General features: G+C 61.1%; 23 protein-coding genes and 1 pseudogene. 12 read left to right on the forward strand and 12 right to left on the reverse strand.

The genetic code is table 11. The features are described 5' to 3' along the window. Positions 1-48: 48 nt before the first annotated feature. The 3 genes from flgG to AAEZ05_RS10705 all read right to left on the reverse strand — a co-directional run bounded on the left by flgG (position 49) and on the right by AAEZ05_RS10705 (position 3,469). Complete coding sequence (gene flgG / locus AAEZ05_RS10695) at positions 49-834, reverse strand: flagellar basal-body rod protein FlgG (protein WP_045058874.1); 786 nt, start codon at positions 832-834, stop codon at positions 49-51. Positions 835-879: 45 nt separating this feature from the next. Beyond that, on the reverse strand, positions 880-1,620 hold the full coding sequence (locus AAEZ05_RS10700; protein ID WP_045058873.1) for a flagellar basal body rod protein FlgF: 741 nt from the start codon (positions 1,618-1,620) through the stop codon (positions 880-882). Positions 1,621-1,906: 286 nt separating this feature from the next. Further along, positions 1,907-3,469 (reverse strand): sigma-54-dependent phenylalanine hydroxylase transcriptional regulator PhhR, encoded by a 1,563-nt coding sequence (locus tag AAEZ05_RS10705; protein WP_045058872.1) that lies wholly within the window; start codon positions 3,467-3,469, stop codon positions 1,907-1,909. Between the two features lie 296 nt (positions 3,470-3,765). Between AAEZ05_RS10705 and phhA the strand changes: the two genes are divergently transcribed. The 6 genes from phhA (at position 3,766) to AAEZ05_RS10735 (ending at position 8,199) form a co-directional block, all read left to right on the forward strand. Next, positions 3,766-4,581, forward strand: a complete 816-nt coding sequence (gene phhA, locus AAEZ05_RS10710) for a phenylalanine 4-monooxygenase (RefSeq protein WP_350647424.1) — start codon at positions 3,766-3,768, stop codon at positions 4,579-4,581. Between the two features lie 69 nt (positions 4,582-4,650). Further along, positions 4,651-5,007 carry a 4a-hydroxytetrahydrobiopterin dehydratase gene (locus tag AAEZ05_RS10715; RefSeq protein WP_045058870.1) on the forward strand — a complete coding sequence of 119 codons (357 nt, stop codon included), beginning with the start codon at positions 4,651-4,653 and terminating at the stop codon, positions 5,005-5,007. Then, positions 5,007-6,200, forward strand: a complete 1,194-nt coding sequence (locus tag AAEZ05_RS10720; protein WP_045058869.1) for an amino acid aminotransferase — start codon at positions 5,007-5,009, stop codon at positions 6,198-6,200. The genes AAEZ05_RS10715 and AAEZ05_RS10720 overlap by 1 nt, the downstream gene beginning before the upstream one ends. 308 nt (positions 6,201-6,508) lie before the next feature. Continuing rightward, on the forward strand, positions 6,509-6,640 hold the full coding sequence (locus AAEZ05_RS10725) for a hypothetical protein (protein ID WP_263868325.1): 132 nt from the start codon (positions 6,509-6,511) through the stop codon (positions 6,638-6,640). Between the two features lie 37 nt (positions 6,641-6,677). Continuing rightward, positions 6,678-6,917, forward strand: a complete 240-nt coding sequence (locus AAEZ05_RS10730; protein ID WP_082069154.1) for a hypothetical protein — start codon at positions 6,678-6,680, stop codon at positions 6,915-6,917. Between the two features lie 82 nt (positions 6,918-6,999). Next, on the forward strand, positions 7,000-8,199 hold the full coding sequence (locus AAEZ05_RS10735; protein WP_045058868.1) for an MFS transporter: 1,200 nt from the start codon (positions 7,000-7,002) through the stop codon (positions 8,197-8,199). On the opposite strand, the gene arfB is transcribed toward AAEZ05_RS10735, so the two are convergent. From arfB to AAEZ05_RS10775, 8 genes are all read right to left on the reverse strand, one after another. Next, positions 8,196-8,609, reverse strand: coding sequence for an alternative ribosome rescue aminoacyl-tRNA hydrolase ArfB (gene arfB / locus AAEZ05_RS10740; RefSeq protein WP_045058867.1), 414 nt, complete (start codon positions 8,607-8,609; stop codon positions 8,196-8,198). The genes AAEZ05_RS10735 and arfB overlap by 4 nt on opposite strands. Before the next feature lie 122 nt (positions 8,610-8,731). After that, positions 8,732-10,144 (reverse strand): amino acid permease, encoded by a 1,413-nt coding sequence (locus AAEZ05_RS10745; protein ID WP_045058866.1) that lies wholly within the window; start codon positions 10,142-10,144, stop codon positions 8,732-8,734. Between the two features lie 877 nt (positions 10,145-11,021). After that, positions 11,022-12,290 carry a 23S rRNA pseudouridine(2605) synthase RluB gene (rluB, locus tag AAEZ05_RS10750; protein ID WP_045058865.1) on the reverse strand — a complete coding sequence of 423 codons (1,269 nt, stop codon included), beginning with the start codon at positions 12,288-12,290 and terminating at the stop codon, positions 11,022-11,024. Between the two features lie 155 nt (positions 12,291-12,445). Further along, positions 12,446-12,637, reverse strand: coding sequence for a DUF1289 domain-containing protein (locus tag AAEZ05_RS10755; protein ID WP_045058864.1), 192 nt, complete (start codon positions 12,635-12,637; stop codon positions 12,446-12,448). A gap of 128 nt (positions 12,638-12,765) precedes the next feature. Continuing rightward, positions 12,766-13,800, reverse strand: a complete 1,035-nt coding sequence (gene scpB, locus AAEZ05_RS10760; RefSeq protein WP_045058863.1) for an SMC-Scp complex subunit ScpB — start codon at positions 13,798-13,800, stop codon at positions 12,766-12,768. Positions 13,801-13,811: 11 nt separating this feature from the next. Then, a complete protein-coding gene (locus tag AAEZ05_RS10765) occupies positions 13,812-14,630 on the reverse strand; it encodes a segregation and condensation protein A (protein ID WP_045058862.1) in 819 nt (272 codons plus the stop codon). After that, entirely contained in the window at positions 14,631-15,260 is a 630-nt protein-coding gene (locus AAEZ05_RS10770; protein WP_045058915.1) for an L-threonylcarbamoyladenylate synthase, read from the reverse strand. It abuts the gene before it with no gap. A gap of 13 nt (positions 15,261-15,273) precedes the next feature. Then, a complete protein-coding gene (locus tag AAEZ05_RS10775) occupies positions 15,274-16,137 on the reverse strand; it encodes a PHP domain-containing protein (RefSeq protein WP_045058861.1) in 864 nt (287 codons plus the stop codon). Positions 16,138-16,224: 87 nt separating this feature from the next. On the opposite strand from AAEZ05_RS10775, the gene AAEZ05_RS10780 reads away from it, so the two are divergent. From AAEZ05_RS10780 to AAEZ05_RS10800, 6 genes and pseudogenes are all read left to right on the forward strand, one after another. After that, positions 16,225-16,821, forward strand: coding sequence for a septation protein A (locus tag AAEZ05_RS10780; protein ID WP_045058860.1), 597 nt, complete (start codon positions 16,225-16,227; stop codon positions 16,819-16,821). Between the two features lies 1 nt (position 16,822). Next, positions 16,823-17,122 (forward strand): YciI family protein, encoded by a 300-nt coding sequence (locus AAEZ05_RS10785; RefSeq protein WP_045058859.1) that lies wholly within the window; start codon positions 16,823-16,825, stop codon positions 17,120-17,122. A 101-nt stretch (positions 17,123-17,223) separates the two neighbouring features. Beyond that, positions 17,224-17,305: pseudogene (locus AAEZ05_RS30735) on the forward strand (translation initiation factor 2); the annotation flags it as partial. Between the two features lie 7 nt (positions 17,306-17,312). Then, the gene (locus tag AAEZ05_RS10790) at positions 17,313-17,990 is read left to right on the forward strand and encodes a response regulator transcription factor (protein ID WP_122837916.1); all 678 of its coding nucleotides are present in this window, start codon (positions 17,313-17,315) and stop codon (positions 17,988-17,990) included. A gap of 225 nt (positions 17,991-18,215) precedes the next feature. Next, a complete protein-coding gene (locus tag AAEZ05_RS10795; protein ID WP_122837915.1) occupies positions 18,216-18,665 on the forward strand; it encodes a Spy/CpxP family protein refolding chaperone in 450 nt (149 codons plus the stop codon). Positions 18,666-18,842: 177 nt separating this feature from the next. Beyond that, a complete protein-coding gene (locus AAEZ05_RS10800) occupies positions 18,843-20,183 on the forward strand; it encodes a sensor histidine kinase (RefSeq protein WP_350598658.1) in 1,341 nt (446 codons plus the stop codon). 96 nt (positions 20,184-20,279) lie between these two features. Here the strand turns inward: AAEZ05_RS10800 and AAEZ05_RS10805 are convergent, their stop codons facing one another. Next, positions 20,280-20,846 (reverse strand): NAD(P)H nitroreductase, encoded by a 567-nt coding sequence (locus AAEZ05_RS10805; protein ID WP_350598656.1) that lies wholly within the window; start codon positions 20,844-20,846, stop codon positions 20,280-20,282. Positions 20,847-20,954: the final 108 nt, after the last annotated feature.

A 20,954-nucleotide genomic window follows, 5' to 3' on the forward strand; every position in this document is an offset into this window, starting at 1 on the left:
CTACCTCACGGTGTTGCAGGCGACCGCGTGGCCGCCCCATATTCTTGATTACAGATTCTGCGTTACGAACGAGAGCATCTGGTCGGCGGTGGAGATCACCTTGGAGTTCATCTCGTAGGCGCGCTGGGTGGTGATCATGTTGACCATCTCCTCAACGGTGCTGACGTTGGAGGTTTCCAGGGTGTTCTGCAGCGTGGTACCAAAACCGGCGAGGCCCGGGGTGCCAACCTGCGGCGCGCCGCTGGCGGCCGTTTCCAGGAACAGGTTGTTGCCCACGGCTTGCAGGCCGGCCGGGTTGATGAAGTCGGCGGTCTGCAGGTTGCCGATCACCTGGGAAGCGGCGTTGCCGGGAACGGTGACCGACACGGTACCGTCACGGCCGACCGTGAAGGTCTGGGCGTCGTTCGGGATGACAATGGCCGGCTCCAGGGCGAAGCCGCTGGCATTGACGATCTGGCCGTTGGAGTCCAGGTGGAAAGTACCGTCACGGGTGTAGGACGTGGTGCCATCCGGCTGCAGGATCTGGAAGAAACCGCGACCGTCGATGGCCATGTCCAGCGGCTGCTCGGTGGTTTGCAGGCTGCCGGCGGTGAAGTTTTTCTGGGTGCCGACGATGCGCACACCAGTACCCACTTGCAGACCCGACGGCAATTCGCTGTCCTGGGTCGACTGGGCGCCAGGCTGACGCTTGATCTGATACAGCAGGTCCTGGAACTCGGCGCGATCACGTTTAAAACCCGTGGTCGACACGTTCGCCAGGTTGTTGGAAATGGTGGTCAGGTTGGTGTCCTGGGCGGACAGACCGGTTTTGGCAACCCATAGAGCCGGAAGCATTCGATTCTCCTCGTGCGCCTGTTTTACGGCGCGACGTTCTGGTAATTAGCTGATCTGCAAGACCCGAGCCATGGCCTGGTCGTCTTCTTTGGCGGTGTTCATCATCTTGATGTGCAATTCGAACTGCTTGGCCAGGGCCAGCACCGAGGTCATTTCTTCCACGGCGTTGACGTTGCTCGACTCGAGGAAACCGGACACCAGCTTGACGTTGGCATCCGCCTGCGCCGGCTGACCGTCCTTGGTGTGGATCGAACCGTCCAGGCCTTTGGTCATGTTCCGGAAGTCAGGGTTGACCAGCTTGATGCGGTCGACTTCGGCCATCACGCGCGGGCCTTCGCCCATCGCCCGAATGCTGATGGTGCCATCCTCGCCCACCTCGATCTGTTGCTCGGGCGGCACGGCAATCGGCCCGCCATTGCCCATCACCGGCATACCATTGCCGGCGCGCAATACGCCCAGGGCGTCGACGTTGAGGCTGCCGGTGCGCACATAGCTTTCACCGCCATCGGGGTTCTGCACGGCAATCCAGCCATTGCCCTGTACGGCAACGTCGAGGTCGCGGCCGGTTTCCACCAGCGAACCTGCGGAGAAGTCGGTGGCCGGACGCTCGGACATGGCAAACGCACGCGCCGGAAAGCTGTCACCAAACACCGGCATCGAGCGCGCCTGCTCCAGGTCTTTCTGGAAACCGTTGGTGGAGATGTTCGCGAGGTTGTTCGCATGAGCCTTCTGCGCCAGTGCATTCTGGCTGGCGCCGGTCATAGCTACATAAAGGTACTTATCCACACTCTTTCCTCTGCATGCCGGACGTTTGCCGCCCACCGCTGTACTGCTGAGCCATAAGCAATTTGCAGACCAACTATTTTCTGGCGGCGCGGGGCCCGGCAAACAGGGGGCTTGAGGGGTTTGGAGAGGAGTGAAGGAATGGGGTGAAGTCGAAAAACCGGCGGTGTTGTGCCGCTTCGCGGCAATAGAGCGAAAGATCGCAGCCTCGTTTCACTCGGCAGCTCCTACATGAATACCTGATCCCCGTAGGGGCTGCCGAGTGAAACGAGGCTGCGATCTTTTGACTTTAAGTGCTGCTGTCCTTGCCCACCTCATACTCACGCAGCTTGTTGGCAATGGTGGTATGCGAAACCCCCAGGCGTTTACCCAACTGCCGGCTGCTCGGATGTTCTGAATACAGACGCTCCAGCACCGCCTTCTCGAAGCGCCCGACAATCTCGTCCAGCCCGCCTTCCAGAGAAAAATCGCCAAGCGGCTGACGCACGCCGTAGTCCGGCAGGCGGATGTGCTCGGCCTTGACCGTGCCGCCTTCGCACAAGGACACCGCCTGGAACAGTACATTCTCCAATTGCCGAACGTTGCCCGGCCAATGGTAATGACTGAGCCGCTCCATCGCCGCCGGCGCCAGTTTCGGCAGCGGACAACCGATCTGCCGGCTGGCCTGGTCCAGGAAGTGCTCGACCAGGGGCGTCAAGCCGTCCAGGCATTCGCGCAGTGGCGGGATGTGCAACGACAAGACGTTCAGGCGGTGGTACAGATCCTGGCGGAACTCCCCGCGAGCGCACAGCTCCGACAGGTCGACCTGGGTCGCACAGATCACCCGCACATCGAGGTACACCTCTTCATCACTGCCTACCCGACGAAAGCATCCGTCCTGCAGGAAGCGCAGCAATTTCACCTGCAAGCGCGGGCTCATTTCACCGACACCATCGAGAAACAGCGTACCGCCGGCAGTCAGCTCCAGCAGCCCGAGCTTGCCTTCGGCACGGGCGCCTTCGAATGCGCCAGGGCCGTAGCCGAACAATTCGGTCTCGGCCATGGACTCCGGCAGCCCCGCACAGTTGAGCGCCATCAACGGCGACTGGCCGCGGGGACTTGCCAGGTGGCAGGCCCGCGCCAGCAACTCCTTGCCGGTGCCGGTTTCGCCTTCTATCAACAACGGTGCGTCCAGGGGCGCCATGCGCCGGGCTTCGCGGACCACGGCGGCCATCACCTTCGAGCTCTGGAAAATGCTGTCGAACCCCCGCAGTTCCTGCTTGCGCACGTTGTAGATGCGTTCACCTACCCGATCCGCGCGATGCAGCGTCAATACCGCGCCGGCCATGGCCTCGCTGTCGTCATGCTCCGATTGCAATGGCGCGATGTCGGCCAGGAACACGTCGCCCTTGACCTTGACCCGCAGCCCGTTGATCCGCGACTTGTTGGCACGTACCAGTTCCGGCAGGTCGAAATCCTCGGCGTAACGGGACAACGGGATGCCCGGCACCTCGTCCACCCGCACACCGAGCAGCTGTGCGGCGGCCCGGTTGGCCGCGACGATCGAACCGCCCATATCGATCGACAGCACCGGAAACTCCAGCGCGCCGAGCAGCGCATTGAGCTCCATGTGCCGGCGCTCGCTGGGCATCAGCCCTACGCGCTTGACGCCAAACACCCCGGGGATCGATTCGAACTTCGCCCGCAGCGCCTGGAACTGCAGGTTGATGAGGTTCGGGCAGTGCAGGTAGATCGCATTACCGTGCTCACCCCCGACTTCGCCACGCGCGACGTTGATCCCGTACTCCACCAGCAGGTTGAGGATGTCGCGCAGGATGCCGATGCGGTTCTGGCAGTGGACTTTGATACGCATATAAAGGCTCAAAAAGCGGTTAAGGAAATCATGCCAAGCTCGACCCGCTCCCACAGGGGGATTGCGGTGGCCGCAGGAGCGGTTTTTTGCTGCGACGCTCAGATAGTCGTAAAGATTATGTGACACCCACGGCGCTTTTCAAACCAGAAAACTCAACAGCCACGACACAACTGCCATTGCGTAACGAAAAGTTTACGAAAAGCACTGGTTTTTGCTCTCTACACCTCGCGCACGGGGCTGCACATCCGAAAATCCTGGGGTATTTGTAAGTCCATAGCTGGACATAACAAGAACGAATTTCCCCTAGCAGGAGAGCAAGCATGAAGCAGACGCAATACGTGGCTCGTGAGCCCGATGCGCAAGGTTTTATCGATTACCCCGCCGAAGAACACGCGGTGTGGAACACGCTGATCACTCGCCAACTGAAAGTGATCGAGGGTCGTGCGTGCCAGGAATACCTGGACGGTATCGAAAAACTCGGTCTGCCCCACGACCGCATCCCGCAACTGGGCGAGATCAACAAGGTGCTCGGTGAAACCACCGGCTGGCAGGTGGCCCGGGTGCCAGCGCTGATTCCCTTCCAGACTTTCTTCGAATTGCTCGCCAACAAGCAGTTCCCGGTGGCCACTTTCATTCGCACTCGCGAAGAGCTGGACTACCTGCAAGAGCCGGATATTTTCCACGAGATATTTGGCCACTGCCCGCTGCTGACCAACCCCTGGTTCGCCGAATTCACCCACACCTACGGCAAGCTTGGCCTGCAGGCGACCAAGGAAGAACGGGTGTACCTGGCGCGCCTGTACTGGATGACCATCGAGTTCGGCCTGGTCGACACGCCCCAGGGCCAGCGCATCTACGGCGGCGGTATCCTTTCTTCACCGAAAGAAACCGTCTACTGCCTGTCCGATGAGCCTGAACATCAAGCCTTCGACCCGCTGGAATGCATGCGCACGCCTTACCGCATCGACATCCTGCAGCCCCTGTACTTCGTGCTGCCCAACCTCAAGCGCCTGTTCGACCTGGCCCACGAGGACATTATGGGCATGGTCAAGCAAGGCATGCAGATGGGCTTGCACGCACCAAAATTTCCGCCCAAGCCAAAAGCGGCCTGAGCAGATCCCGCTCGCGACTTGCGCGCAAAGATAGTAATTTCCAACAAGAATCGAATTCAGGAATACACCATGAACGCTCTGAACCAAGCCCACTGCGAAGCCTGCCAAGCCGGCGCACCTCAGGTCAGCGACGAAGAATTGCCGGTATTGCTCAAGCAGATCCCGGACTGGAACATCGAAGTTCGCGACAGCATCATGCAGCTGGAAAAAGTCTTCCTGTTCAAGAATTTCAAGCATGCGCTGGCGTTCACCAACGCGGTCGGTGAAATCTCCGAGGCGGAGGGTCACCACCCGGGCCTGCTCACCGAGTGGGGCAAAGTCACCGTGACCTGGTGGAGCCACTCCATCAAGGGCCTGCATCGCAACGACTTCATCATGGCCGCGCGCACCGACGAAGTGGCCAAGGACGCCGAGGGCCGCAAATAATGCATTTCGACTCGATCGGCCGGGTGCCTGGCGATCCGATCCTGGGGTTGATGGAGGCGTATGCGCAGGATCCCAACCCGCGCAAATTCGACCTCGGGGTGGGCGTCTATAAAGACGCCCACGGCCTGACGCCAATCCCGCAAGCGGTGAAACTCGCCGAGGCGCGACTGGTTGACAAGCAATCCACCAAGACCTATATCGGTGGTCATGGCGAGCCGGCGTTTGGCAAGGTGATCAACGAGCTGGTGCTGGGCGCCGACTCCCCGCTGATCGCCGGGCAGCGCGCGGGGGCCACGCAGACCCCAGGCGGCACCGGGGCATTGCGCCTCAGCGCCGACTTCATTGCCCAGTGCCTGCCGGGCCGTGGCGTGTGGCTGAGCAACCCGACCTGGCCGATCCATGAAACGATTTTCGCGGCAGCCGGGGTGAAGGTCAGCCATTACCCGTACGTGGGCAGCGATAACCGTCTCGACGTCGAGGCCATGCTGGCGGTACTACGTGAAGTGCCCAAGGGCGACGTAGTGCTGTTGCACGCCTGCTGCCACAACCCGACCGGTTTTGATCTGTCCCATGACGACTGGCGGCGGGTGCTGGACATCGTGCGCAGCCGCGACCTGCTGCCGCTGATCGACTTCGCCTACCAGGGTTTTGGTGATGGCCTGGAGCAGGATGCCTGGTCAACCCGACTGTTCGCCGCCGAGTTGCCGGAAGTGCTGATCACCAGTTCCTGCTCGAAGAACTTCGGCCTGTACCGCGATCGCACCGGCGCGCTGATTGTTTGCGCCCAGAGCGCTGACAAGCTGGTGGACATACGCAGCCAACTGGCCAACATTGCCCGCAACCTGTGGTCGACACCGCCGGATCATGGCGCTGCAGTGGTGGCGACCATCCTTGGCGACCCTGAGTTGAAAAGCTTGTGGGCCGACGAAGTGGAAGCCATGCGCCTGCGCATTGCGCAGTTACGCAGCGGTTTGGTAGAGGCGCTTGAGCCTCACGGTTTGCGCGAGCGTTTTGCCCACATCGGCGTTCAGCGCGGAATGTTCTCCTATACCGGCCTGTCGCCGGAGCAGGTGAAAAATCTTCGTGACCACCACAGCGTCTATATGGTCGGCACCGGCCGGGCGAACGTGGCCGGCATCGATGCAACGCGCCTGGACCTGCTGGCCGAGGCCATCGCCGAGGTCTGCAAGTAACCCTGGTTGCAAATAGCCCTGTTTGCAAAACAACCCTGTAGGAGCTGTCGAGCCTGCGAGGCTGCGATCTTTTGATTTTGAAGGGCAACGTCAAAAGATCGCAGCCTCGCAGGCTCGGCAGCTCCTACGCAGCTCTTACGCAGCTCCTGCAGTTAATCATCGCAAGATCGAGCGCCCCCCTGCGGCCATCTGTCGCAGAAATCCCAGATAAAACTCTAATTGTCATTTCTCCTGCTGTATCCTGCCCAGGCTTTGTAAAAGCGCGGATCTACCAGATCTATCAACAGACTTTGCGAGGAGCGCGAAACATGCACGAGATCCCTAATCTCCCCTTCCCAAGCCTGCACGAAACTGAGCAGACAACCACGCAGCAAGCCGGCGCCCAACAGCCCGAGCCGAAAGAAGCATCTGACAGTCGCAAGGCTGACAGCGAAGACTGAGACACCCGCAATGCCAGACCGTGTGGAAAGCGCTAACATGCGCTTTCCACACCGCCTGAACCCTGAGCCGCGCATGAACGACGACTTTAACGAGAACCAGGCCAGCGTCCTGATCGGCACCGCCGAGAAAATGATCGCTATCTGGAATCGCCTCTCCGCCGAAAAACAGGCTGCCCTGCTCGCCCGTTTCGGCACCCAGGAAAACGCCCTGGCCGCCTTGGTCACGACGCAACTGGTTGCCCCGGACACGACCAACTCAACCCCGCCCGGCAAATAGTTTTACTTTTTCACGACCTGCGCGCCCTCCCACCGCTATCATAAGCAGCCTATCTATCCTGCTTTGCCGTGGACCTTTACCCATGTCTGAAAACCAGCGCCCCCTGGCGGTCACGCTGCAAGTTGTCTCCATCGTCCTCTTCACCTTCATCGGCTACCTGAACATCGGCATTCCCCTGGCGGTACTGCCGGGCTATGTCCACAGCGACCTGGGCTTTGGTGCCGTGATCGCCGGGCTGGTGATCAGCGTGCAATACCTGGCCACCCTGCTCAGCCGACCCTACGCCGGCAAGATCATCGACAACAAGGGCAGCAAGCTGGCAGTCATGTACGGCCTTGCCGGCTGCGGCCTGAGCGGCGTGTTCATGCTGATTTCAGCCTGGACCCAAAACCTGCCGATGGTGAGCCTGATCAGCCTGTTGATTGGCCGCCTGGTGCTCGGCAGCGCCGAAAGCCTGGTCGGCTCCGGTTCGATCGGCTGGGGCATCGGCCGGGTCGGTGCGGCGAATACCGCCAAAGTCATCTCCTGGAACGGCATCGCCAGCTACGGCGCACTGGCTGTCGGCGCGCCGCTGGGTGTGCTGCTGGTGAGGGAGTTGGGCTTGTGGAGCATGGGCGTGAGTATCGTGCTGCTGGCGGTGATCGGCCTGGCCCTGGCATGGCCAAAGACCGCCGCGCCGATCGTGATCGGCGAGCGCTTGCCGTTCATGCACGTGCTGGGGCGAGTGCTGCCCCATGGCTGTGGCCTGGCGTTGGGCTCCATCGGGTTTGGCACCATCGCCACCTTCATTACCCTGTATTACGCCACGCAAAACTGGAACAACGCCGTGCTGTGCCTGAGCCTGTTCGGCGCCAGCTTCATTGGCGCGCGCCTGCTGTTCGGCAACCTGATCAACCGCCTCGGGGGCTTTCGCGTGGCGATCGCCTGCCTGTCGGTGGAAACCCTGGGCTTATTGCTGCTGTGGCTGGCACCGGATGCACACTGGGCCCTGGCCGGCGCAGCGCTTAGCGGATTTGGCTTCTCCCTGGTGTTCCCGGCGCTGGGCGTGGAAGCCGTGAACCTGGTGCCGGCTTCGAGCCGCGGGGCAGCAGTGGGCGCTTATTCGTTGTTTATCGACCTGTCACTGGGGATCACCGGGCCATTGGCCGGTGCCATCGCCGCAGGGTTCGGCTTTGCCTCGATCTTCCTGTTCGCCGCGCTTGCCGCCCTTGGCGGTCTGGCCCTGAGCATCTATTTGTACAGCCAGGCGCCGAAGTACCGGGATCAACGGGACGCCCGCTAGAAGTCGACCTTGCCGCGCCCGGCCTTGATGCTGCCGCGTTTGGTCTTGGACTCGAGGCGACGTTTTTTCGAGCCAAGGGTCGGCTTGGTCGGGCGGCGCTTCTTTTCGACCTTGGTGGCGCTCTGGATCAGCTCGACAAGGCGCTCCAACGCATCGGCGCGATTGGCTTCCTGCGTGCGGTACTGTTGGGCCTTGATGATGAGCACGCCATCGCTGGTGATGCGACTGTCGCGCAGCGCCAGCAGCCGCTCCTTGTAGAACTCGGGCAATGAAGACGCGGGGATGTCGAAGCGCAGGTGCATGGCGCTGGAGACCTTGTTGACGTTCTGCCCGCCGGCGCCCTGGGCGCGAATGGCCGTCAGCTCGATCTCGGCATCCGGCAGGTGCACGTTGTTGGAAATCTCCAGCATGGTAAAAGTGTCCGTATTCAGAAGGTGCAGGATACCCTGTGGGAGCGAGCTCCCACAGATTATGCTGCTCACCTGCAAAAAAACCCGGCACATGGCCGGGTTTGTGGTTTCTGCGTACCGCGTTACTTCACGGCAGGCTGCAAGGCATGCCGTGCGCTGCGCTTGTTCTTGATGCCATAGCAGATCCACATGAAGGCAAGCCATACAGGGATCGCGTACACCGAGACCTGGATGCCCGGGATCAACAGCATCACGCCAAGGATAAACACCACGAACGCCAGGCAGATGTAGTTGCCGTACGGGTACCACAGCGCCTTGAACAGCGGTGTCTGGCTGGTTTTGTTCATGTGCTGGCGAAACTTGAAGTGCGAGAAGCTGATCATCGCCCAGTTGATCACCAGGGTGGCTACCACCAGCGACATCAGCAGCTCAAGCGCGCTGTGAGGAATCAGGTAGTTGAGCAACACCGCGATCAGCGTGACCGCCGCCGAGGCCAGGATCGAACGCACCGGCACGCCGCGCTTGTCGATCTTCGCCAGGGCTTTCGGGGCATCGCCCTGCTCGGCCATGCCCAGCAGCATGCGGCTGTTGCAGTAGGTGCCGCTGTTGTACACCGACAATGCCGCCGTCAACACCACGAAGTTGAGGATGTGCGCCGCCGTGTTGCTGCCCAGCATCGAGAACACTTGCACGAACGGGCTGCCGCTATAGGAATCGCCGGAGGCGTTCAGGGTTTCCAGCAGGCTGTCCCATGGGGTCAGCGACAGCAGGATGACCAATGCACCGATGTAGAAAATCAGGATCCGGTAGATCACCTGGTTGATGGCTTTCGGGATCACGGTTTTCGGCTTGTCTGCTTCTGCTGCGGTGAAGCCAAGCATTTCCAGGCCGCCGAAGGAGAACATGATGATCGCCATGGCCATCACCAGCCCGCTGACACCATTGGGGAAGAAGCCGCCGTGGGACCACAGGTTGCTCACCGACGCCTGCGGCCCGCCGTTGCCGCTGACCAGCAGGTAGCTGCCCAGGGCAATCATGCCGACGATCGCCACGACCTTGATGATCGCGAACCAGAACTCTGCCTCGCCGAACACCTTGACGTTGGCCAGGTTGATCAGGTTGATCAGGACGAAGAAACCGGCCGCCGAGACCCAGGTAGGGATGTCCGGCGCCCAATAGTGGATGTACTTGCCGACGGCAGTCAGCTCCGACATGCCCACCAGGATGTACAGGATCCAGCAGTTCCAGCCCGACAGGAAGCCGGCGAAACCACCCCAGTATTTGTGCGCAAAGTGGCTGAACGAACCGGCAACCGGCTCTTCGACGATCATTTCGCCAAGCTGGCGCATGATCATGAATGCGATGAAGCCGCAGATGGCGTAGCCGAGGATCATCGAAGGGCCGGCGGATTTAAGCACCCCGGCCGAGCCGAGGAACAGTCCGGTACCGATCGCCCCACCGAGGGCGATCAGTTGAATATGGCGATTTTTCAGGCCGCGTTTCAGCTCGCCTGAATGCGAGTTTTGTCCACTCATGAAAAGGGTCTCACGCAAGGTTTGATGATGTTCAGTAGACGTGCTGCTCGGGTTGCGATTTCAAGCAGCGCCGATCAAACCCCAGCGCAAGCACCAGGAGTTCAGCGTATTTACAACGTTCATGCGTCACCTGTTTGTTTTTATCTGTGACGAAATCGAACCCGACGCGCTTGTGGCGCAACGGAGTTAACAAGGCGGATAGCCCTGAGGTTTGCGCTGGTGCGCAGGAAGTCACAGTTAAAACGCGGCGCATTGTACACCTGTAACCCCCTGCTGCCAGACCCGCTGGATCAGCGTGTCATTTGCCGGGATTGCCTGTGTCCGCCCCGGCAGTGCCGGACGGCTGCAAAAACTGATTCAGACCTTTGCAGGTCATCGACGGGGACGACAGGAAAATCGCCCCTCGGAGAGAGGTGGAGTTGGGTCACGGCGTTCATTGCGCCTCCTTGTTTTTATTCACCTGCACGGCAGGCATGGGGCGCATCTGATCCTGCTATGGAGGTTGAAACAAGCGCGATAGAGGGCTTGGGAATCCATAAGGTCTGGGCTAGCGGAAGGATTTCCTTACACCCGGCGGGAAGTAGCTGAAGCACTGGGTAATTCGTCAAGATCTCGTTACAGCGTGTAACGACGGATTTCCAATCGACATGCTTTGGTGTCTTCGCCGGTGCCATCGCGGGCAAGCCCGGCTCCCACAGGCATATCCGCCGAACACAAATGCTGCGTCTACCTCCAGCACCCTGTGGGAGCGACGGTGCGACGTGCTCGCGAAGGCGGACTGCCAGGCGCCGCAGCATTTGAGCCAGACAAAAAAAAACGCCACCCCGAAGGATGGCGCTTTTCACTGACGGCTTACCGCTTGAAGCTTACCGCTGCTTCACTCCGGCTTGCGACGCCCGAAGCCCGGACGCTGACCCGAACCGGCCGGCGCGCCACGGCGCTTGCCTGATGGCGCATCCTTGTCGACCAGGACAATGCCCGGACGCTTTTTCGCGGCTGGCTTGGCTGGACGCTTGGTGTCCGCTGGACGATCCGCCACTGGCGTACCGCGACCGGCGGGAGCGCCGCGATCACTGCGACCACCGGCTGGCGCGCCACGGCCTTCACCGCGCTCGGTACGGCCATTGGCCGGACGCGGCGTGCGTGGACCGCGCTCGCCATCGGCGCGAGGAGCCGCCGGCTTGCGGGCCGGACGTTCGCCTTCGATGTGCGGCTCACGGGCCGGACGCGGGTTGGCAGCTGGAGCACCGGCGGCTGGACGCAGGGTCCGTACACGCTCGGTGGTGCCCATCGGACGCGACGACTTGCGCTGCATCCGCTCGAGCTTGTCCTTGCTCTTGGCGTTCATCTGCGGCATGGCCACAGGCGTCAGGCCAACCTCGGCACTGAGGATGTCGACTTCGTACTGACTCATTTCGCGCCAGCGACCCATCGGCAGGTCGGAGTTGAGGAACACCGGACCGAAACGCACGCGTTTCAGGCGGCTGACCACCAGGCCCTGGGATTCCCACAGACGACGAACTTCGCGGTTACGACCTTCCATCACCACGCAGTGGTACCAGTGGTTGAAGCCTTCGCCACCTGGCGCCTGCTTGATGTCAGTGAACTTGGCCGGGCCGTCTTCGAGGACAACCCCGGCTTTCAAGCGCTCGATCATCTCGTCATCCACTTCGCCACGCACACGTACCGCGTATTCACGGTCCATCTCGTAGGAAGGATGCATCAGGCGGTTGGCCAGCTCACCGTCGGTGGTGAACATCAGCAGACCGGTAGTGTTGATGTCCAGGCGGCCGATATTGATCCAGCGACCTTCTTTCGGGCGCGGCATCTTGTCGAAAACGGTTGGACGGCCTTCCGGGTCGTTGCGGGTGCAGATTTCACCGTCGGGCTTGTTGTACATGATCACGCGGCGAACCGACTCGGCGGCCTCTTCGCGCTTGATCACCTTGCCATCGATGGTGATGGCGTCATGCAGGTCGACGCGCTGACCAAGGGTGGCGTCTTTGCCATTGACCTTGATGCGGCCATGGCTGATCCAGGCTTCCACGTCACGGCGCGAGCCTACGCCGATACGGGCGAGGACCTTCTGCAGTTTTTCGCCTGCTGGGCCGATTTCCTGGTCGTCTTTCTGGTCGTTGATACTCATCTGGGCACCTCCCGGTGTGGTCTGTTCAGGAAGCGCTGATAAGGCGTCCTGAAGCGTTGTCTATCTGGTACTTGGGCGAAGGGATCGCCGAAGGGTCGCGAATCATACGCGCATGCGCGGATTTACGCATCAGAGACTAGCGCAGGCAGACCAGGTTATTTGCTTTTGCGCCGAGCGGTAGGGCCGAGCGCGATCAGGCGTAACGCGGCTTCGGCGAGCACGGTGCGCTTGTCGACCTTGTCGAGCTTCTTCCACGACTTGATCTCGCGCTTGCTGCGGCCGCAGCCGATGCAGATGTCGTCGGTGAATTTGCAGACGCTGATGCAGGGGTCTTTGGTTGAGCTCACTTGAGGCCTCAAAAATTAAAGTCAAAAGATCGCAGCCTGCGGCAGCTCCTACATGACCGGGTACAAATTGATACCGGTGGCAAACGCGGTCCTGTAGCTGCCGAAGGCTGCGATCTTTTGGCAGCACCTCAGTCTTCGAATTCGCGGCGTTCAGCTTCGATGGCTTCGGCCAGAGCGCGGGCTTCGGCTTCCTCGTCACTCAACTCAGATTCGGGCTCCGGTTTGTGCTGTTCGAGGGCAGCGACGGCGGCCAGTAGTTTTTCGCGAGCTTCGGCAACGCCAAGCACATCGTCGCCCGGTTCCTCTTCGAGTGTGGCGTCAGGCTCGGCGTGAAGTTCAACTTCAATCGCAGGTTCTGGCTCAACCTCAACCTCAACTTCCATCTCAGGCTCAATCTCGGATTCAGATTCAGGCTGATCCTGAAACTCATCACTTTGGGTCACCGCACCATCGCGCAACAGATCGTCGAAATCGGTCTTGAGCCCCTCCTCCATGGTGTCCAGCTCCAGCAGCAAGGTATGGAAACTGGTTTCCTCCTTGGGCTCCTCCGGTTCGGCACTGGCGTCGGCCAGCTCTTGCAGGCTGGCAGGTACGGGGGCGTCGTCGAAGTCGAGCACCGGGTCGGGCTCCAGCTCGCGCAGCTCTGCCAAGGGTGGCAGATCGTCCAGATTCTTCAGGTTGAAATGGTCGAGAAACGCCTTGGTGGTGGCGAACATCGCCGGTTTGCCGGGCACGTCACGGTAGCCGACGATGCGGATCCACTCGCGCTCAAGCAGGGTCTTGACGATGTGGCTGTTGACCGCCACACCCCGCACGTCCTCGATTTCACCCCGGGTGATTGGCTGGCGATAGGCGATCAACGCCATGGTTTCGAGCATGGCGCGGGAATAGCGCTGCGGGCGCTCTTCCCACAGGCGCCCGACCCACGGCGAGAATTTTTCGCGGATTTGCAGGCGATAGCCGGAGGCGACCTCCTTGAGTTCGAAGGCACGACCATCACAGGACTTGGCCAGAATCGTCAGGGCCTTCTTGAAGACCGGTGGCTCCGGGCGCTCGGCCTCTTCGAAGAGTTCGAACAGGCGTTCAAGCGATTGCGGCTTTCCCGAGGCCAACAGGAAGGCTTCAAGCAGTGGTGCCAGCTCGCGGGGTTCAGTCAGGTTCATGATTCAACTCGTTATTCGGCTCGGGCCCGCACGTGGATCGGCGCGAACGGCTCATTCTGCACCAGCTCGACCAGGGATTCCTTGACCAGTTCGAGGATCGCCATAAAGGTCACCACCACCCCCAGGCGCCCTTCCTCGGCGGTGAACAGCTCGACGAAGGGCACGAACCCGCCGCCCTTGAGCCTTTCCAGTACATCGCTCATGCGCTCGCGGGTGGACAAGGCTTCGCGACTGACCTGGTGACTTTCGAACATATCGCCCCGGCGCAGCACCTCGGCCATGGACATCAGCAACTCCGCCAGGCTGACGTCCGGCACCAGCTTGCGCGCCCGCGCCTCGGGGGCATCAAGCCTGGGCACCACGACATCACGGCCAACCCGGCTCAGGCCATCGATGCCTTCGGCTGCGGCCTTGAACCGTTCGTACTCCTGCAGGCGCCGGATCAGTTCGGCGCGGGGATCGTCTTCCTCGGCCTCGATCGACTCCGCCCGAGGCAAGAGCATCCGCGACTTGATCTCGGCCAGCATCGCGGCCATCACCAGGTATTCGGCCGCCAGCTCCAGGCGCACCGACTGCATCAACTCGACATAGCCCATGTACTGGCGGGTAATTTCCGCCACCGGAATGTCGAGAATGTTGATGTTCTGTTTGCGGATCAGGTACAGCAGCAAATCGAGGGGGCCTTCAAAGGCTTCGAGAAACACCTCGAGAGCATCCGGCGGAATGTACAGGTCCAGCGGCATTTCCATTACCGCCTGGCCATAGACCATGGCGAAAGGCAGCTCCTGTTGGGCGCCGGCCTGAGTGTCGACGGGCTCTACTGCCGACATCTAGGCTTCGGCCATGAACGGCGCAGGGTCGCCGCAGCCGACGCGGATCACTTCCGGCTCGCCATCGGCAAGACTGATCACGGTGGAGGCCTTGATCCCGCCGACGCCGCCGTCGATGATCAGGTCGACCTGATGCTCGAGCAGCTGGCGCATTTCGTACGGGTCGGTCAAGGGATCGGTGTCACCCGGCATGATCAGCGTCACGCTCATCAGCGGCTCGCCCAGCTCTGCGAGCAAGGCCAGGGCAATCGGATGACTCGGCACACGCAGGCCGATGGTGCGCTTTTTCGGGTGCAGCAACAGCCGCGGGACTTCCCGTGTCGCGTTGAGAATGAAGGTGTAGGGGCCCGGAAGATGGGCCTTCAGCAGGCGAAACGTACCGGTATCAATCTTGGCGAACAGGCCCAATTGCGAAAGATCGCTGCAAATCAGCGCAAAATTGTGCTTTTCATCCAATTGACGCAAGCGACGCACACGCTCAACCGCATTCTTGTCGCCAATCTGGCAACCAATCGCATAGGACGAGTCCGTGGGGTAAATCACCACCCCGCCTTTGCGGATGATCTCGACCGCCTGTTTGATCAGGCGCGCTTGCGGGTTTTCCGGATGAATCTGGAAAAATTGACTCACATTCTCTACCTGTTCAGACGGCGGCAATAATTGGGTCATGTTTGAATCGAGACCAAAGTGGCGGCAGATCCTCCGGAAGCGGGCGATATTCGCCGATCTCGGACCAGCCTCCAGGGCCATGGAAATCACTGCCGGCGCTGACCAGCAGACCGAACTCACGAGCAAGAATCGCCAGGCTGCCGACCTGTTCGGCGGGCTGATGGCCATTGACCACTTCTATGGCGTGGCCGCCTGCTTGAATATAGTCAGAAATCAGCCGACGACGCTTGCTGCGAGTGAAATCGTAGTGCCATGGGTGCGCGAGGCTGACCCAGGCTTTCGCCGCGCGCAGGGTTTCGACCGTTTCTTCCAGGGTCGGCCAATGCTGCTTGACGTCCCCCAACTTGCCGGCACCCAGCCATTTGCGGAACGCCTCGGCGCGATCCTTGACGAAACCTTCGCGCACCATCCAGTCGGCAAAATGCGGACGGGCCGGCGCGTTGCCACTGTCGCCCAACTCCTGCTGGATGGCCCGTGCGCCTTCGAGCGCGCCCGGCATGCCCTTGAGCGCCAGCTTGCGGCTTATTTCCTCGGACCGTAACCAGCGGCCATCGTGCAACCGGGCGATAGCTTCGACCAGCGATGGCGCATTTACATCAAACCCGTAACCCAGCACATGAATGGTCGCGCCGCCCCAGGTGCAGGACAATTCGACGCCATTGACCAACTGCATGCCCAGCGCCGTGGCGGCCGTGCGGGCTTCATCCAGCCCTTCAAGGGTGTCGTGATCGGTCAAGGCCAGGACTCGCACGCCTTTCTCGAACGCACGCGCAACCAGAATCGCCGGCGCCAGGGCGCCATCGGAAGCCGTGCTATGGCAGTGCAGATCAACATTCACGGGGAAGTGTTACCTCAAATCAGCTGGCGCTATCGCGCGCCCATATGTTTGTTATTATGCCGCCACATCCTGCTTCTGGCTGCCACTGTGAAACAATTCATCGATTTCATCCCGCTTCTCCTGTTTTTCATCGTCTACAAACTTGATCCACGGGTCGTCGACATCGCCGGCCATGAGTTGACTGTAGGCGGGATCTACAGCGCCACCGCGATGCTGATCATCAGCTCCCTGGTGGTCTACGGCGCCCTGTTCATCAGCCAGCGCAAGCTGGAGAAGAGCCAGTGGCTGACCCTTATCGCCTGCCTGGTGTTCGGGGGCATGACCCTGGCGTTTCATAGCGAAACCTTCCTGAAATGGAAGGCACCGGTGGTCAACTGGTTGTTCGCCCTGGCGTTCATCGGCAGTCATTTCATCGGCGACCGCCTGCTGATCAAGCGCATCATGGGCCATGCATTGACCCTGCCAGACCCGGTCTGGACTCGCCTGAACATCGCATGGATCGGCTTTTTCCTGTTCTGCGGAGCCGCCAACCTGTTTGTCGCGTTCACGTTCCAGAACTACTGGGTCGACTTCAAGGTTTTCGGCAGCCTGGGCATGACATTGTTGTTCCTGGTCGCTCAGGGCATCTACCTGTCGCGCCACCTGCACGACACCGATACCACAACGCCAAAAACCGAGGACTGACATGCTTTACGCAATCATTGCCACAGACGTCGCTAACTCCCTGGAAGCTCGCCTGGCCGCGCGGCCTGCCCACCTTGAGCGCCTGCAACAGCTCAAGGGCGAAGGCCGAATCGTACTGGCCGGGCCGCACCCGGCGGTCGACAGCAATGATCCGGGCGCTGCAGGGTTCACCGGCAGCCTGATCGTCGCCGAGTTCGACTCCCTGAATGCCGCCCAGGCCTGGGCCGACGCCGACCCCTACATCGCCGCGGGCGTGTACGCCAACGTTTCGGTCAAGCCGTTCAAGCAAGTCCTGCCTTAGTTTGTCCCCCACGATGAACCTTCCCGGGTTCATCGTGTTCTCAATCGCTCATCCTTCCCGTTTACCTGCCGACAACCTGCCCAATAACCGATTGGAATCAGGCGGGAGTTGCGCGGTTGGCCCTGCTGTGCGGTATCTTCGCCATCGGGGCAAGTCGAAAAACCTCGGCAATGGCTAAATTGAGTGATTCATGAGCGAGCTGTTATTAATTGATGATGACCAGGAGCTGTGTGAGCTCCTGTGCAGTTGGCTGGGCCAGGAAGGCTTTCAGGTCCGTGCCTGCCACGATGGCCAGAGTGCCCGCCGGGCCCTGACCGAAACTTCTCCCGCAGCGGTGGTGCTGGACGTCATGTTGCCGGACGGCAGCGGGCTGGAGTTGCTCAAGCAGTTGCGCAGCGATCATCCGGACCTGCCGGTATTGATGCTCTCGGCCCGTGGCGAACCCCTGGACCGGATTCTTGGGCTGGAACTGGGTGCCGACGACTACCTGGCCAAACCCTGCGACCCGCGGGAACTGACCGCCCGCCTGCGCGCGGTGCTACGGCGCAGTCATCCGGCGGCGGTGTCCAGCCAGGTGGAACTGGGCGACCTGTGCTTCAGCCCGGCGCGAGGCGTGGTCAGCATCGACGAACAGGAGTTCACCCTCACGGTTTCCGAAAGCCGCCTGCTCGAAGCGCTGCTCAAGCAACCGGGCGAGCCGCTGGATAAACAGGAACTGGCGCAGATCGCCCTGGGCCGCAAACTGACCCTTTACGATCGAAGCCTGGACATGCACGTGAGCAACCTGCGCAAAAAGATCGGCCCCCACCCCGACGGCCGCCCGCGCATCATTGCGTTGCGCAGCCGTGGGTACTATTACAGTCTCTGAAGCCCCCTACGATCGACATAAATCGCGCTCTCGGTAGGATCTGCCGGAGGCTCGGGGGCGGGGCGGTAGATCATGAGTCCTGGAGATCAGGTGGCTAACTGGTTTGTCAGGCCGGGCAAAAATGCTCTTTACACAGGCTTTACGCTCCACTGACCGCCGCTTACCTTGGTCTCGATAATCTGTACTCATCCGGAACGTACCGGGAACGAGACAAGGAGATTCACCATGCGCAAGACTCTTATCGCTCTGATGTTCGCCACCGCCCTGCCGACCGTTGCCATGGCGATGCCTGAAGGCGCCGGCCCGATGGGTGGTCCGATGGATGGCCCGCGCCACGGCGGTCAGATGCACGGCATGCACGGCAAAGGCCCCTACGGCCAACTTGACCTGAGCCGCGAACAGCGCGAGCAGATCCGCAAGATCATGGGCGAGCAGATGCACGAGCGTAAGCAAGTGGTCGACAAGTACCTGGAGAAACTCTCCCCGGCCGACCAGAAAGCCATGAAAGATGAAATGGCCGCCAACCACAAGAAGGCCGAAGCGGACGTCCGCGCCCTGCTGAAACCGGATCAGCAGAAGCAATTCGACGAGATGCAGAAGAAAAAAGCTGAACGTCGCGCCGAATGGGCCGAGTTCAAGGCGTGGAAAGCGCAGCAACCGCAAAAAGCGCAATAATACGCTGACCACAGACCCAACGGCCCCCACCGTTGGGTCCTGTTTTTTGTAGGAGCGAGCTTGCTCGCGAAAATCGTCAACGAAAACGCGGGATATCAGACAGCCCACGTCGTACCTGCGTTTTTCGCGAGCAAGCTCGCTCCTACAGTGTTAATTCGTGTCTGCTGAGGACTTTCTGTGCGTTCACTGTTCTGGCGTATCCTGGCCAGCTTCTGGCTAGCCATCGCTCTGGTTGCAGGGCTTTCCATACTGCTGGGGCACATGCTCAACCAGGACGCATGGATCCTCAGCCGCCACCCGGGCCTCAACACCCTGGCCGAACAGTGGACGCAAACCTTCGAAGCCCAGGGCGAAGAAGCCGCGCAAGACATCCTTGAACAGCGCAAACGCCAATACCATATCGACGTCCAGGTGCTTAACGAGAGCGGCGATCCGGTGGTTCGCGGCACTTTCCCGCGTCGCGCCGCAGCGTTCGAAGCACGCCAGAACGACGGTGATCGACGCCTGCCCTGGCGGCGCCTGACCGACGAGTACACCAGCGAAAAAACCGGCAACACCTACTTGCTGATCTACCGCATCCCGCACCCGGAACTCGACTCCTGGCACCGCGAAAGCCTGCTGTGGCCCTTGAGTGCGCTAGGCATCGCGCTGGTGGTACTCACCCTGTTCAGCCTGTTCGTGACCCTGTCGATCACCCGCCCGCTCAGCCGCTTACGCGGGGCCGTGCATGACCTGGGGCAAACCACCTACCAACAGAACAGCCTGGTCAAACTGGCCAATCGCCGCGACGAATTCGGCGTACTGGCCAATGATTTCAACCGCATGGGTGCGCGCCTGCAAAGCCTGATCGGCAGCCAGCGGCAATTGCTGCGCGATGTGTCCCACGAACTGCGCTCGCCCCTCGCCCGACTGCGTATCGCCCTGGCGCTGGCCGAGCGGGCCAACCCGGAAGAACGGCAGAAGCTCTGGCCTCGCCTGACCCGCGAGTGCGACCGACTGGAGGCGCTGATCAGCGAAATCCTGGTCCTGGCGCGGGTCGATGCCGACAATGCCAGCGCCGAAGACGTTGATCTGCATGCGCTGCTGCAAACCCTGCAAAAAGATGCCCAGCTGAATTCGCCGGAACAGCCCGTAAGCCTGGAAGCCGACTCGGCGCTCAGCCTCAAGGGCTGGCCAACGATGATTGAACGTGCGGTGGATAATCTGCTGCGCAACGCCCAACGATTCAATCCGCCCGGGCAATCGATAGAAATGCGGGCGACCCGGCAGGGCGAGCGGATGGTGATCAGCGTGCGCGATCACGGCCCCGGCGTGGAGGCCGTGCATCTGAGTCAGTTGGGAGAGCCGTTTTATCGGGCGCCGGGACAGACTGCCGCAGGGCATGGCCTGGGTCTGGCGATTGCGCGCCGAGCGGCGGAGCGGCATGGCGGGAGTCTGGTGCTAAGCAATCATCCGCAAGGCGGGTTCATTGCCAGTCTCGAATTGCCGTTGGTGCCAGGGGCCGTGGTCCAGCCGTAGCGATAGCGGTGTTGTCGGAAAGATCGCAGCCTCGTTTCACTCGACAGCTCCTACAGAACGCGCCGTCTTTGAAATGGGGCTGCGATCTGTCGATGTTCAGCGCTTGCCCGGCCAGGCGCTGACGAACTCATCAAGGTTCACTTTCTCCGCCACCCGCGGTTCTTTCTGCGGCGTGCCCAGGTAGAGAAACGCAATTACTTCCTCCCCCTCCGCCAAACCCAAGCCCTTGGCCACGTGGGGCGAATACGCCAGGTCGCCAGTGCGCCACACCGCGCCAATCCCCTGGGCATAGGCGGCCAGCAGGATGCCATGGGCCGCGCAACCCGCAGCCAGCAGCTGCTCGGATTTCGGATACTTCACGTGTTCCTGCAATCGCGCGATCACCACGACCACCAGCGGCGCTCGCAGCGGCCCGTTGCGCGCCTTATCCACCGCGGCTTCAGACACTTCGCTGTCCTGTTGCTTCGCCGCCTCAGCCAGCAGCTCGCCCATCTGCTCCCGTGCAGCACCCTCGATGGTCAGAAACCGCCAAGGCTGCAAATGACCGTGGTCCGGTGCGCGCATGGCTGCGGCGAACAGGGCCTCACGCTGCTCGGCGGTCGGTGCCGGGTCGAGCAGTCGGGGAACGGAAACACGGTTGAGCAAAGCGTCGAGAGCCTGCATCGGCCACCTCCAATGAAAAATGTTTGGCTATTCTAGCGGTAACTGCCGCAGGGATGCCGGTTTACATGCCCTGCCCCGCAGGTAGAATGGCGCCCTTCCCTATTTCAG

The organism is Pseudomonas sp. HY13-MNA-CIBAN-0226 (assembly GCF_040310305.1).
Taxonomy (GTDB): domain Bacteria; phylum Pseudomonadota; class Gammaproteobacteria; order Pseudomonadales; family Pseudomonadaceae; genus Aquipseudomonas; species Aquipseudomonas gregormendelii.

Bases quoted from the DNA above. Each gene is read 5' to 3' on its own strand.
- AAEZ05_RS10805 (WP_350598656.1), bottom strand. From the start codon at position 20,846: ATGCAGGCTCTCGACGCTTTGCTCAACCGTGTTTCCGTTCCCCGACTG.
- rluB (WP_045058865.1), bottom strand. From the start codon at position 12,290: ATGAGTATCAACGACCAGAAAGACGACCAGGAAATCGGCCCAGCAGGC.
- flgG (WP_045058874.1), bottom strand. From the start codon at position 834: ATGCTTCCGGCTCTATGGGTTGCCAAAACCGGTCTGTCCGCCCAGGAC.
- AAEZ05_RS10795 (WP_122837915.1), top strand. From the start codon at position 18,216: ATGCGCAAGACTCTTATCGCTCTGATGTTCGCCACCGCCCTGCCGACC.
- AAEZ05_RS10725 (WP_263868325.1), top strand. From the start codon at position 6,509: ATGCACGAGATCCCTAATCTCCCCTTCCCAAGCCTGCACGAAACTGAG.
- AAEZ05_RS10715 (WP_045058870.1), top strand. From the start codon at position 4,651: ATGAACGCTCTGAACCAAGCCCACTGCGAAGCCTGCCAAGCCGGCGCA.
- AAEZ05_RS10705 (WP_045058872.1), bottom strand. From the start codon at position 3,469: ATGCGTATCAAAGTCCACTGCCAGAACCGCATCGGCATCCTGCGCGAC.
- AAEZ05_RS10730 (WP_082069154.1), top strand. From the start codon at position 6,678: ATGCGCTTTCCACACCGCCTGAACCCTGAGCCGCGCATGAACGACGAC.
- AAEZ05_RS10785 (WP_045058859.1), top strand. From the start codon at position 16,823: ATGCTTTACGCAATCATTGCCACAGACGTCGCTAACTCCCTGGAAGCT.
- scpB (WP_045058863.1), bottom strand. From the start codon at position 13,800: ATGAACCTGACTGAACCCCGCGAGCTGGCACCACTGCTTGAAGCCTTC.
- AAEZ05_RS10790 (WP_122837916.1), top strand. From the start codon at position 17,313: ATGAGCGAGCTGTTATTAATTGATGATGACCAGGAGCTGTGTGAGCTC.
- arfB (WP_045058867.1), bottom strand. From the start codon at position 8,609: ATGCTGGAGATTTCCAACAACGTGCACCTGCCGGATGCCGAGATCGAG.
- AAEZ05_RS10745 (WP_045058866.1), bottom strand. From the start codon at position 10,144: ATGAGTGGACAAAACTCGCATTCAGGCGAGCTGAAACGCGGCCTGAAA.
- AAEZ05_RS10735 (WP_045058868.1), top strand. From the start codon at position 7,000: ATGTCTGAAAACCAGCGCCCCCTGGCGGTCACGCTGCAAGTTGTCTCC.
- AAEZ05_RS10720 (WP_045058869.1), top strand. From the start codon at position 5,007: ATGCATTTCGACTCGATCGGCCGGGTGCCTGGCGATCCGATCCTGGGG.
- AAEZ05_RS10765 (WP_045058862.1), bottom strand. From the start codon at position 14,630: ATGTCGGCAGTAGAGCCCGTCGACACTCAGGCCGGCGCCCAACAGGAG.